This is a genomic window from Streptomyces sp. NPDC050703, from assembly GCF_040654435.1.
GTDB lineage: Bacteria > Actinomycetota > Actinomycetes > Streptomycetales > Streptomycetaceae > Streptomyces.
The window spans coordinates 30091-43760 of the sequence record NZ_JBFAHX010000036.1; the positions used below are offsets into that span (position 1 = coordinate 30091).

Here is a 13670-nt window from a genome sequence, read left to right on the forward strand (position 1 = left end):
AACAGAGCGCTCGCCCGCTTTCTCCGGGCCGGGTGAGCAGACCGAGGAGGAACTCGTGACCGCCAGCGACACCAAAGGTCTCCTGAAGGGAGCGGACGTGCGCACCACCGCCAAGGGCTGGACGGCCGGCCGCGTCACAACCGTCGTGGTCGGCGCGTTCCTGGCTCTCGTGGCCCTGACACTCGTCGGCGTGGGCGGCACGGCCGTGTACTACGCCTCGAAGGACGACGGCTACATCGACCTCGGCACCAGCAAGTACGCGCACCGCACCGACACGTACGCGATGGCCAGCGAGAGCTGGCGCGCCGACAAGGAGATGGCGGGCCTCTACGACGACCTCCGCATCACCTTCGAGCCGGACCGCGGCTCCGACGCGGTGTTCATCGGCCTCGCGGGCAAGGAGCAGATGCGCCGGTACCTGGACGACGTCCAGCACGTGACCATCCACGACTCCACCGACAAGGGCGACAGCGAGAGCAAGCACCCGGGCGGCACCCCGAAGACGCCGCCCGCCGAGGCCGACGGATGGATCGCCAAGGCCAGCGGACAGGGGGCCCAGACGCTGGACTGGTCGGTGACCTCGGGCGACGTCACCGCGGTCGCCATGAAGGCCGACGGCTCGCGCGGCCCCTCCGGCCATGTGACCGTGGCGGCGAAGATCGGATGGCTGCCCTGGATCGGCGCCGCGTCGCTGGTCGCCGGACTGCTCCTGCTCGTCGGGTCGGTGCTCATGATCGTGCGTCCGCTGCGGCGGGCGCGGGGGCGCACCGCCTGACCGCGGCAACGGCGGACGGACACACAGGGCGCAGGCACGGTCATCCGTGCCTGCGCCTCTTCGTTGCCCGAAGACGTCCGCGCCCGGTCCCGGCGACGCGTCCGCCGGTGCACGCGGTTGCCTCGGCGCCGCCGCCGGGCGACCATCCTCAGAGCCTGTGTCATGACCCCGGCCGGGCGTGCGACACCTGGCACGCACTCCCCCACGCCTGAAGGGCGCGGGGGGGGGACCCCCACCGAGGACGCTCCGGCGCCTCGCGATCGCACGCACCGGACGCCGCACGCTGATCCGACCGGGGGGATGACACCGGCTCTCGGGGCACGTGGTCCCACCGGCCCGCGCGCCCCGGGCACAGCCGCCCCGAGGCGGCGGCGCCGAACGCACAGCCGCCCCGAGGCGGCGGCGCCGAACATGGACAGGCCCGGCGGCGGTCGGTAGACAGGGGCATCCGAAGCCCGGGCACGAGGCCGATCGTGGCGGCCCCCACCGGTCCGCGGTTTCCCTTCTCCCAGGACACTCGCCCGCAGAGCCCGTGTCACGACCCCGGCCGGCACCCGACGCCCGGCACGCACGCTCGCCGCCAGGGCGGCGCGCCACCTCGGACGGCGGGCACGGATCGCCGAGAGGCAGGGCGCCCCACCGGACGTCGGCACCGCGGCCCGCGAAGACGACAGCGCAGGCGCAACGAACCTCCTCCCCGCCGAGTTCAACGATCAGGAGACTGGCGCATGACCGACATCGACCTGACCAGCCTCACGCCGGAGCAGAAGCGCGCGCTGCTGGCAGAGCGGTTGCGGCGCAAGGGCGCCCAACGGCCCCCGGCACGCGAGCGCCGGTTCTCCGCGTCGTTCCCCCAGCAGCGCATGTGGTTCCTGGACCGCCTCAACCCGGGCAGCGCCGCCTACAACATCCCGGCGGCCGTACGCGTGCACGGCCCGCTCGACGTGGAGGTCTGGCGCCGCGGCCTCGCCGAGATCGTCCGCAGGCACGAGTCCCTGCGCACCACCTTCGAGGAGTCCGACGGCGAGCCCGTACAGGTCGTGCACCCGACCGGCGAGCTCGAACTGGCCGTCGAGGGCTGCGAGCACCTGCGCGGCCCCGAGGGCGAGGCGGGCATCCAGGAACTCGCCCGCCGCGAGTTCGCCCGCCCCTTCGACCTCGGCACCGGGCCGCTCATGCGGATGAAGTTCCTCCGGCTGGCGCCCGACGAGCACGTGCTGCTCCTGACCATGCACCACATCGTCGCCGACCTGTGGTCGACGTCGGTGCTCTTCGGCGAGCTGGTCACCCTGTACCGGAGCCATCTGCGGGGCACCGCGGCCGAGCTGCCGGAGCTGTCCGTCCAGTACGCCGACTACGCCGCGTGGCAGCGCAAGCAGCTCGCGGGCCCCGGCTTCACCGCCGAACTCGACTACTGGGCGAAGACCCTCGACGGGGCCGCCCCCATCCTCGAACTGCCCACCGACCGCCCCCGCCCCGCGGTCCTCGGCAGCGGCGGCGGTTCACGGCCCTTCCGGCTGCCCGCCCCGGTGATGGACGGCGTGCGCGAGCTGAGCAGGCGCGCGGGAGTCACCCCGTTCATGACGCTGCTCGCCGCCTACGTCGCCCTCCTGCACCGGTACAGCAGGCAGGAGGACGTCGTCGTCGGCGTGCCGGTGGCCAACCGCGGCCAGGCCCAGGTCGAGCAGCTCATCGGCTACTTCGTCAACACCCTCGCGATCCGCAACGACGTCTCCGGCAACCCCACCTTCACCGAGCTGCTCGGACGCGTGCGCGGGGCCGCCCTCGGCGCCTTCGCCCACCAGGAACTGCCCTTCGAGCGCCTGGTGGAGGAACTGCGCCCGGAGCGGGACCTGTCCAGGTCACCGCTGTTCCAGGTGTCGTTCGTCTACCAGAACATCCCCGTCCCGGAGTTCGGCGCGGGCGGTCTGCGCCTGGAACTGATGGACGTGCCCAGCTCCACCGCCCGGTTCGACCTCGAACTGCAGGTCTTCGAGCAGGGCGACACGCTCGGCGGCTGGTTCGAGTACAACACCGACCTCTTCGACGCGGCCACGGTCGACCGCATGGGCGGCCACCTGGCGGTGCTGCTCGACAACGTGCTGCGCGACCCCGACCAGCCGATCCTCGACATCGCCCTGCTCACGGCGGCCGAGCAGGCGGCACAGGACCAGGAACGGGCCGACACCCGCGTGGAGTGGCCCGACGAACTCCTCACCCACCAGCGCGTCGAACGGCAGGCACGGCTGCGGCCCGACGCCGAGGCGGTCCACTGCCGCGGGGAGTCCCTCACCTACGCCCAGCTCGACGCCGCCGCCAACCGGCTGGCCCACAGGCTCCGCCGCCACGGCGTCACACGCGACGTACTGGTCGGGGTCTGCCTGGAACGCTCGCTCGACATGGTCGTCGCGGTGCTCGCCGTGCTGAAGGCCGGCGGCGCCTACGTGCCCGTCGACCCCGGGCTCCCCGGCGACCGGATCGCGTTCATGACCGAGGACGCCGCCCTGCCCGTCATCATCACCCAGAGCTCCGTGGCACCGGGGCTGCCGCGATCCGCGGCCACCACCCTGTGCGTGGACGACCTGCGCGCGGAGCTGGCCGCCGAGTCCGCCGAACCCCTCGGCACGCCGCTCGACGGCGAGGCCCTCGCCTACGTCATCTACACCTCCGGCTCGACCGGCCGGCCCAAGGGCGTCCAGCTGCCGCACCGGGCGCTGCGCAACCTCTTCCGGGCGATGAAGCAGTGGCCGGGCATCGACTCCGGCGACAGCCTGCTCGCCGTCACCACCCTGTCCTTCGACATCGCCACCCTGGAGCTGCTGCTGCCGCTCGTCGAAGGCGCCCGCGTGGTGCTCGCCACGCGTGACGTGGCCACCGACGGCACGCTCCTGGCCGCCGAGATGGCCGCCACCGGCGCCACGATGATGCAGGCCACCCCCTCGACCTGGCGGATGCTGCTCGACGCCGGATGGCCGGGCCGCCCGGGGCTGCGCGGACTCATATGCGGCGAGGCCCTGCCTCCCGACGTGGCGCGGCGCCTGCTGGACGGCGGCGTCGAGCTGTGGAACATGTACGGCCCGAGCGAGACCACCATCTACTCCCTGGGCACGCGGATCGTGGACGAGACGATCACCATCGGCCGGCCCATCGCCAACACCGAGATACACATCCTCGACGCCGAGGGGCGCCCGGTGCCCTCGGGCGTCCCCGGCGAACTCTGCATCGGCGGCAGCGGCCTCGCCCGCGGCTACCTCAACCGGCCGGAACTGACCGAGCGGCAGTTCATCCGCAACCCGTTCACCTCCGGCGCGGACGACCGGCTGTACCGCACCGGCGACCTGGTGCGCCGCCGCGTGGACGGCGCCATCGACTACCTCGGACGCCTCGACCACCAGGTCAAACTCCGCGGCTACCGGATCGAGCTGGGCGAGATCGAATCCGTGCTCATGCGCCAGGACCAGGTGACGGACACCGTGGTCGTCGTCCGCGAGGACCAGCCGGGCGACCAGCGACTGGTGGCCTACGCGGTGCCCGCCGCGTCCGCGGGCACCGGCGACGAACTGCGCCGCCGGCTGCGCTCGGCACTGGCCGAGAAGCTCCCCGACTACATGGTCCCGTCCGCCTTCGTGTTCCTCGACGCCCTGCCGCTGACCCCCAGCGGCAAGACCGACCGCGGCGCGCTGCCCGTCCCCGAAGGCCAGGAGTCCCGCACGGCGGCGGCCTACGCCGCCCCCCGCGACAGCGCCGAAGAGGCCCTGTGCGACCTGTTCGCCGAGGTGCTCATGGTGCCCAGGGTCGGCATCGACGACGGCTTCTTCGCCCTCGGCGGCCACTCGCTCCTCGCCACCCGGCTGGTCGCGCGCATCCGCGCCACGCTCGGGGTGGAGCTGCCCGTACGCGCCCTGTTCGAGAAGCAGCGGGTGGCCGAACTGGCGGAGCTGGTGCGCGGCGGCGGCGGTGACACGCGGCCCGCGCTGCGCCCCACCACCCGTCCCGACCCGCTGCCGCTGTCCTTCGCCCAGCGACGGCTGTGGTTCCTGCACGAGATGGAGGGCCCCTCACCCACGTACAACCTCCCCGTCGTGCTGCGCCTGACCGGGGCGCTGGACGTGGACTGCCTGCGGGCCGCCCTGGCCGACGTCGTCGCCCGTCACGAGTCGCTGCGCACCGTCTTCCCCGGCACCGGCGCGGCGGCGTGCCAGCACATCCTCCCGCCGGACCGGGCACGCCCGGCGCTGCCGGTGACCGAGGTCGCCGCGGCCGGCCTGGACGACGCGGTGGCACGGGCCGTCCGGCACTGCTTCGACCTGACCCGTGAGATCCCCCTGCACGCGGAGCTGTTCACGACCGGGGCCGACGCCCACGTCCTGGCCGTCGTCGTGCACCACATCGCTGCGGACGGCTGGTCGCTCGCGCCCCTGCGGCACGACCTGGCCACCGCCTACCGGGCACGCCGCGCGGGCCACGCCCCCGCGTGGGAACCGCTGCCGGTGCAGTACGCCGACTACACGCTGTGGCAGCACCGGTACCTCGGCCGGCAGGACGACCCCGAGAGCCTCTGGTCACGGCAGACCGCCCACTGGCGCGAGGCCCTGGAGGGCATGCCGGAACGGATCGCCCTGCCGGTCGACCGGCCGCACCCGGCCGAGGCGTCGCACCAGGGGGACACGGTCACCTTCCAGTGGGGCCCTGACCTGCACGAAGGGCTCGGCCGGCTGGCCCGCCGCTGCGACGTCAGCATGTTCATGGTCCTCGACACGGCCCTGGCCGTCCTGCTCAACCGCCTCGGCGCGGGCGAGGACATCCCCATCGGAGTGGCGAACGCGGGCCGCGACGACGAGGCCACCGAGCACCTGATCGGGTTCTTCGCCAACACCCTGGTCCTGCGGAACCGGATCGAGCCGGGCCAGACGTTCCGCCAACTGCTCGCCGCCGTGCGGGAACAGACCCTGGAGGCGCTCGCCCACCAGGACATCCCCTTCGAGTCCCTCGTGGACAGCCTGCGGCCGTCCCGGTCCATGTCCCACCACCCGCTGGTCCAGGTCATGCTGTCCTGGCAGAGCGCCACCGACGAGACCCTGGAGCTGCCCGGCGTCGAGGCCGCACCGCTGGTGACGGGCACCGGCACGGCCCGCATGGACCTCGTCCTCCTGCTGCACGAACGCCTCACGGCCGAGGGGGCCGCGCGCGGCATCGACGGCGGCATCGAGTACAACGCCGATGTCTTCGACCCGGAGACGGTGCGCACCATGCTCGGCAGGCTGCGCCAGGTGGTCCTCGCGATGATCGCCGACCCGGACCGGCCGGTCGGTGACGTCGACGTCCTCACCCCCGCCGAGCGGCACCGCGTGCTGGAGGAGTGGAACGGAACCGGCGGTACGGAGCCGGCCGCCGGCCTGCCCGAGCTGTTCGAGGCCCAGGCCGCCCGCACCCCGGACGCCGTCGCGGTCAGCGGCGGCGGCGAACGGCTGACCTACGCCGAACTGTCGCGCGCCACGGACCTGCTCGCCGCACGGCTGCGTGCCCTGGGGGTGGGCGCCGAGGGGGCCGAGGACGCGGTGTGCCTGCTGATGGAGCGCTCGGTACGGGTGCCCGTGGCCATCCTGGCCGTCCTCAAGGCCGGCGGCGTGTACGTGCCGCTGGACCCCCGCTACCCCGAGTCCCGCATGCGGCTGATCATGGAGGAGTCGGGAGCCGGCGTACTCCTCGTGGACGGCGGCGCGGACGGGGGCGGACCCGCGCACCCCGCCGTCGACGGGGTGCGCGTACTCGACGTGAGTGCCGGACCGGCCGTCGCCGACGCGGGGGACGGGCCCGCCGCCCCGTCGGTCCCGGGCGGCCCCGACCGGCTGGCCTACGTCATGTTCACCTCCGGTTCCACCGGGCGCCCCAAGGGCGTCGCGGTCACCCAGGGCAACGTCGCGAGCCTGGCCGCCGACCCCGCGTGGCGCAACGGCAACCACTCCCGCGTCCTGATGCACGCCCCGAGCGCGTTCGACGCCTCCACCTACGAACTCTGGGTGCCGCTGCTGAACGGCGGCGAGGTCGTCGTCGCGCCGGCCGGGGAACTCGACCCCGACGTACTGCTGCGCACCATCCGCGAACGGGACGTGACGTCGGCGTTCTTCACCGCGGCCCTCTTCAACCTGCTCGTCGAGTACGACGTCACGGCCCTGGCGGGCATGCGCGAGGTGCTGGCCGGCGGCGAGGCCCTGTCGCCGCCCGTGGTCGCCAGGGCACTGGCCGCCTGGCACGGGACCGTCCTCACCAACGGGTACGGCCCGACCGAGACGACGACGTTCGCCGTGCTGCACAGCATGAGCGAGCTCACCGACGGCACGGTGCCGATCGGCACCCCGATGGACGACACCCGCGCCTACGTCCTCGACGAGCGGCTCCGCCCGGCACCGGTCGGCGTCCCCGGCGAGCTCTACCTCGCGGGACGGGGGCTGGCCCGCGGCTACTACGCCGACCCCGGCCTGACCGCGCAACGCTTCGTCGCCTGCCCCTACGGAGCGGCGGGCGAACGCATGTACCGCACCGGCGACCTGGCCCGCCGGCGCGCCGACGGCACCATCGAATACCTCGGCCGCACCGACGACCAGGTCAAGATCCGCGGCTTCCGCATCGAGCCCGGCGAGATCGAGAACGCCCTCGGCGCCCACGAGGCCGTCGCCGACGCGGCCGTGCTGGTCCACGACAAGCCCTCCGGCGGCAAGGACCTCGTCGGCTACGTCGTGCTCGCCGACGGCGCCACCGCCGACCCGGCCGGACTGCGCTCCTTCGTCGCCGAACGGCTGCCGCAGTACATGGTGCCCGTCGCGGTGCTGGTGCTCGACGCGTTCCCGATGACGGCGAACGGCAAGCTCGACCGCCGTGCGCTGCCCGTACCCGACCTGAACACGGCCGCCGGCTCCCGCGCGGCGCGGACACCGGCCGAGCGGACCCTGTGCACCGTCTTCGCCCGCGTCCTCGGACTGCCCGAGGTCGGGGCCGACGCCGGGTTCTTCGACCTGGGCGGCGACAGCATCCAGGCCACCCAACTGGTCGCCCGCTCCCGCACCGAGGGACTGGTCTTCACCGTCAGGGACGTGTTCACCCACCAGACGGCGGCCGGCATCGCCCAGGTGGCGCGGCCGGCCGACGAGGAGGCCGCCACGGCCGTCGCCGACGTCGGCACGGGCACCATCGCGCCGCTGCCCGTGCTGGAGCGCCAGCGGCGGCTGGGCGGGTCCCCCGTCGGCTTCGACCTCTCGGCCACCGTCGGCCTGCCGGCCGGCATCGACGAGGCCGGGCTGACCGCGACGCTCCAGGCCGTCGTCGACACCCACGACGCCCTGCGCACCCGCCTGGTCACCGGGCCCGACGGGCGGTGGTCGCTGCACGCGGCCGCGGCCGGCACGCTCCGCGTCGCCGACATCCTGCGCCGCGTCGACATCACCGGACTCGACGACGCGGACCGGGACGCCCTGATCAGCGAGGAGACCACCGCGGCCAAGCGGAGCCTGGACCCGGCCGCGGGCGCGATGCTGCGGCCGGTGTGGTTCGACGCCGGACCGGAACGGGCGGGGCGGCTGCTGCTCGCGGTCCACCACTTCGCGGTCGACGGCGTCTCCTGGCGCATCCTGCTGTCCGACGCCGCCGCGGCGTGGGAGGCGATCTCCGCCGGACGCGAGCCGGTCCTGGCGCCGGTGACGACGTCCCTGCGCGGCTGGGCCGAACAGGTGGCCACCGGCCCCGCCGTCGCCCGGCACCGGCCCGAACTGCCGGTGTGGCAGGACGTCCTGCGGGGCGCCGAACCCCTGGTCGCCGGAGAGCCGGACCCGGAGCGCGACGTCACCGGCACCGAGGGACGCCTGTCGCTCACCCTGTCCGCCGAGGACTGCGCGCCCCTGGTCACCGAGGTGCCCGCCGCGCTGCGCAGCGGCATCCAGGACGTGCTGCTGACCGCCCTCGGCCTCGCCGTCGGACGGTGGCGCTCCCGCCGTGGCGGCCCCGGCGCGCCGGACGGGGGCGCGGTGGTCCTCGACGTGGAGAGCCACGGCCGGCACGAGCACCTGGCCGAGGGCGCCGACCTGTCCCGCACGGTGGGCTGGTTCACCAGCGTCCACCCGGTGCGCCTGGACGCCGCCGCACTGCCCTGGCAGCGGGTCACCGAGGGAGGCGACGAACTGGCCGCCGCGGTCGTCCGCACCGCCGAGTGCGCACGGGCCCTCCCCGGCAACGGACTCGGCTACGGTCTGCTGCGCTACCTGGACCCGCACACCGAGGCCCAGCTCGCGGCACTGCCGGCGCCGCAGCTGCTCTTCAACTACCTCGGCCGGGTGCCCGTCACCGACGAGGAGCTGCCCTGGCTCCCGCTGCGCGACGACACCGCCCCCGGCACCGCGGGCGTCCGGCCGCTGTCCCACCCCCTGGAGGTCAACGCCGTCACCCAGGACGGCCCCGACGGACCGCGGCTGGTGGCCGACTGGAGCTGGGCGCCGTCGCTGCTCGGCGAGGACGAGGTCCGCGAACTCGCGGACGCCTGGTTCGAGGCGCTGCGCGCCCTGACCCGCTGCGCGGCCGGTGTGCGCGACGGCACCGTCGCGCCGCCCCGCCGCCAGGACGCCCCCGCCACGGCCTTCGGGGCGGCCGACCTGCTGACCGCCCCGATCCCCAGGGCCGACCGCGGCGAGGGCACCGGCCTCTCCTTCGGCCAACTGGAGTTCCTGCTCCAGCCGGTGGGCCCCAACCACGCCCACCACGCCGTCATCACCGCCTTCCGGGTGCGCGGCGAACTCGACACCGCGGCCCTGCGCCGCGCCCTCGACGACCTCGTGCGCCGCCACGACATCCTGCGCACCCGCTACGTCCAGCGGGGCTCGGCGACCCTGCAGTTCGCCGACGGACGGCCCGAGTGGCCGCTCGACACCGTCGAACTGCGCGCCTTCGAGGGCGCGGAGCAGCGCGAGCGGCTGCACGCCCTGCTCACCGAGGAGACCAGGAAGACGTTCCGCATCGAGGACGGCGACCTGGTGCGCGGGCTGCTCGTGCGGCTGGCCGACCAGGAACACGCGCTGGTCCTCGTCGCGCACCACATCCTGGTGGACCACTGGGGCTTCCTCGTGGTCTTCGACGAGCTGGCGAAGCTGTACGAGGCCCACGCGGCGGGCCGCCCGCCCCGGCTGCCCGAGGTCATGGTCCAGCACCTGGACTACGCGGCCTGGGAACAGGGCCTGCTGGCCGACGGCGCGCTCGACGAGCACATCGAGCACTGGCGCACCGAACTGGACGGGGCGGCGCGCACGCTGGACTTCGCGGCACCGCCCCACCAGCTCGACGACTTCATCGAGGGCTTCAGCTGCAGCGTCGTGGTCGACGCCGAGGTCATGTCGGCGGTGAAGGAGGCCGCGCGCCGCGAGGGCGTGACCCTGTTCATGATGCTGATGTCGGCGTTCCACGTGCTGCTGCACAGCTACTCGGGCGCGACGGACATCGCGGTCAGCCACCCGCTGGCCGGCCGCGAACGGCCGGAGACGGAGTCGATGGTCGGCCCGTTCATCAACATCATCCTCAACCGCTCGCGCATGGCGGACGACCCCACCTTCCACGAGCTGGTCCAGCGGGTCCTGCAGGGCGAACTCGACGCCTACTCGCACCAGAACGTGCCGGTGCGCGCGCTCGTGCACGACGGCGTCGTCGGGGACGGCAACCAGTTGCCCCTGCGCGTCATGCTCAACCTGCTCGGAGTGCCCGCAAGGACGCTGACCCTGCCGGGCCTCGACGTGGCACCGCTCGACGTGCGGGTCGGCGACGTGACACCGCTCCCCGAGCTGATCACCGCCATCGAGCCGCACAACCTCGACCTGTACCTGGTGGCCCGCGACGTCGAGGGCGAACTGCACGGCCTGTGGGTGTACTCACCGGACTACATCGCGCCGCCCGTCATGGGCGCGCTGGTCCGGCAGTGGCCGCGCGTACTCGAACTGGTGGCCAACCACCCCGAACTCACGGTGTCGCAGCTGCGCGAGCGCCTGCGGGCCGGTCGGGACGCGGCCACCGGCCGGGACGGCCACCGCTGAACCGCGCCGCGACCTCATCCACCACCACATCAGCCGTGCCCCACCGACGGCGGAATGCAGAGAGCATGACTGAGACCACCTGTCCCGTCACCAACGGACTGCCCACGCTGCGGGAGCGGCCCTTCGACCCGCCGGGCCTCCTGCGCGCACAGGGACCGATCGGCCGCATGACCTTCCCCGACGGATACGAGGGCTGGCTCGTCACCGGATACCGGCAGGGCCGGCAGATCCTGTCCGACAAGCGGTTCAGCTCGGCCCCTTCCCACAAGCACCTGGCGTTCCCCTCCGACCGGCCCTCGGACCTGGAGGCGGACATACCGGGGCTCTTCGAGCACATGGACCCGCCGGACCACACCCGGTTCCGGCGCCGGCTCGCCGGTCAGTTCACCGTGCGCAGGATGCGCGGGCTCGGCCCGCGCATCGAGGAGATCACCGCGCAGTGCGCCGACGCGATGCTGCGCAAGGGGCCGCCCGCCGACCTGGTCGCGGACTACGCGGTGCCGGTCTCCTCCCAGGTGATCTGCGACCTCCTCGGCGTCCCCGTCGCCGACAGGGAGCGGTTCGTCGCCGACTCCGAGAACCTGCTGCGCCTGGACGTCGACCCGCAAGAGGCGCAGGCCTCGCTGAAGGACCTGGTGGACCTCACCGGTGAACTGCTCGCCCGCAAGAAGGCCGAACCGGCCGACGACGTGCTCAGCGTGCTGGTGACCGGCGACGACATCAGCGTGGAGGAGTCCATCGGCGCCACGCTGCTGCTCCTGGTCGCCGGGCACGAGACCACCGCCAACATGCTCTCGCTCGGCACGTACGCGCTGCTGAGCAACCCCGATCAGCTGGCGCTGCTGCGCGCGGACGAGTCGCTGGTGGAGAGCGCGGTCGAGGAGCTGCTGCGCTTCCTGACCATCGTGCACGTCGGCGTGCAGCGCACCCCGACCGAGGACGTGGAGATCGACGGGGTGACGCTGCGCGAGGGGGAGACGGTACTGATCCACCTGCCGAGCGCCAACCGTGACGCGGCCCAGTTCCCCGACCCCGACCGGCTCGACGTCACCCGGGGCGGCCACAGCCACCTCACCTTCAGCCACGGCATCCACCAGTGCCTCGGCCAGCAGCTGGCCCGCATGGAGCTGCGCATCGGCTACACCGCCCTGCTGCGGCGCTTCCCCGGCCTGCGTATCGAGGGGGACCCGCGGGAGATCCCGATGCGCTCCGACATGACCGTCTACGGCGTGCACCGGCTGCCGGTGACGTGGTAGCCGCCCCGACGACGAGGAGTGCACGATGACGAACCCGTTCGACGCCCCCGACGCCGCGTACCGCGTCCTGGCCGACGCAGGGCGCCGGCACAGCCTGTGGCCCGAGGGCCTGCCCGTGCCGGACGGCTGGTCGCCGGTGTTCGGCCCGGACACGCGGGACGCCTGCGTCGCCCACGTGGAAGCGCACTGGAGCGACATGCGGCCACCCTCGGTACGGACGGCGCCGTGACGACCGCCGCCGAAGCACCGTCACCGTTGCGGAGCTGGCGGTTCCGCCGGGTCGTCGCCGCGGAGTTCACCTCGTCGGTCGGCACCCAGATGACCACGCTCGCCCTGCCCTGGTTCGTCCTCATGACCAGCGGCTCCCCGGCCCGCATGGGCCTGGTCTTCCTGATCCAGATCCTGCCGGTGCCGCTGCTCGCCATGCCGGCGGGGCTCCTGGTGGCCCGCTGGGGGGCCCGCCGCGTCACGATCGCCGGCGACCTGGCCAGCGCGCTGCTGACGGCGGCCGTGCCCACCCTGTACGTGGCCGGCATGCTGCCGTTCTGGGCCCTCCTGGTGATCGTGGCGCTCCTCGGCTGCGTCACGTCGGCCTACCTGTCCGCGCAGCGCCTGCTGCTGACCGAGTCCATCGGCCTCGACGAGGGCGTCGTCACCGCGGGCAACGCCCTGTTCGAGACGGCGACCTCGACGGCGCGGCTGGTCGGCCCCGCCGTCGCCGGCTTCCTGATCGCGCGGTTCGGCGCGCTCGACGTGCTGTGGATCGACGCCGCGTCGTTCCTGCTCTCGGCCGTGCTGCTGATCGGGTTGCCCCGCACGCAGCCGGCCACCGAGCCGCCGTCGTCGCACCGCATGGCCGAAGGCGTCCGCCACCTGCTCGGGGACCGGGTGCTGCGCACCCTCGCACTCGCCGCGCTCGGCTACGGGATGCTCATGCCCGTCGTGATGCTCGCCCTGCCCGTACTGGCCAGGGACCGCTACGACGCCGACCCGCACGTCGCCGGATGGCTCCTCGCGGCCTGGGGCGGCGGCACGGCGCTCGGCACCGTGGCCGTCGCCCGCCTCGCCCACCGGTTCACCCCGGTCCGGCTGGCGGCCGCGGGCGGTGCGGGCGCGGCGGCCGGGCTGTGGCTCCTGCCGTGGGACCAGCCGGTCACCACGCTGACGGCGGCCGTGGCGGCCGGCTGCATGTTCCTGCCCGCGGTCACCGCGCCGGCGGTCGCGCTGATGATGCTGCGCCCGCCGGAGCACCTGCGCCCCCACGTGGTCCCCGTGTTCGGCGCCGCCGTCTTCGTCGCGAGCCCGGTCGCCTACGGAGTGGCCGGGGTGCTGTTCGAACACCTCGCCGTGAGCACCGTGCTCACGGCGGTCGCGGTGGGCGCGAGCCTGTGCGCGCTGCTCCTGCTCGGCCTGGCCCGCCGCCCCCACCAGGCGCCCGCGCAGACCGCCGCGCACCCCGCCCGGCAGCCCGCCGGACCGGCCTGACGCCCCCTCACGCACGCGGCGCAGGGCCGCCAGGCGTGTTCCGCCGCGCCGCGCCCGCCCGCGCCGCCCGCGCGGCGCGGCGCGGCGGAA

Annotated in this window: 5 protein-coding genes; all 5 read left to right on the plus strand. The window is 74.0% G+C overall.

Translation table 11 applies throughout. The features are described from left to right. Positions 1 to 55: 55 nt before the first annotated feature. Positions 56 to 775: a hypothetical protein gene (locus AB0I16_RS27520; protein ID WP_363252286.1), complete on the plus strand. Its 720-nt coding sequence runs from the start codon at positions 56 to 58 to the stop codon at positions 773 to 775. Positions 776 to 1503: 728 nt separating this feature from the next. Further along, positions 1504 to 10839 (plus strand): amino acid adenylation domain-containing protein, encoded by a 9336-nt coding sequence (locus AB0I16_RS27525; protein WP_363252287.1) that lies wholly within the window; start codon positions 1504 to 1506, stop codon positions 10837 to 10839. Between the two features lie 65 nt (positions 10840 to 10904). After that, complete coding sequence (locus AB0I16_RS27530) at positions 10905 to 12095, plus strand: cytochrome P450 (RefSeq protein ID WP_363252288.1); 1191 nt, start codon at positions 10905 to 10907, stop codon at positions 12093 to 12095. Positions 12096 to 12120: 25 nt separating this feature from the next. Then, positions 12121 to 12324 carry an MbtH family NRPS accessory protein gene (locus AB0I16_RS27535; RefSeq protein WP_363252289.1) on the plus strand — a complete coding sequence of 68 codons (204 nt, stop codon included), beginning with the start codon at positions 12121 to 12123 and terminating at the stop codon, positions 12322 to 12324. Continuing rightward, positions 12321 to 13580: an MFS transporter gene (locus AB0I16_RS27540; protein ID WP_363252290.1), complete on the plus strand. Its 1260-nt coding sequence runs from the start codon at positions 12321 to 12323 to the stop codon at positions 13578 to 13580. Before AB0I16_RS27535 ends, AB0I16_RS27540 begins: the two co-directional genes overlap by 4 nt. The last annotated feature ends 90 nt before the right edge of the window (positions 13581 to 13670 follow it).

Coding starts and splice junctions, on each gene's coding strand:
- AB0I16_RS27530 (WP_363252288.1), top strand. CDS start 10,905: ATGACTGAGACCACCTGTCCCGTCACCAACGGACTGCCCACGCTGCGG.
- AB0I16_RS27535 (WP_363252289.1), top strand. CDS start 12,121: ATGACGAACCCGTTCGACGCCCCCGACGCCGCGTACCGCGTCCTGGCC.
- AB0I16_RS27525 (WP_363252287.1), top strand. CDS start 1,504: ATGACCGACATCGACCTGACCAGCCTCACGCCGGAGCAGAAGCGCGCG.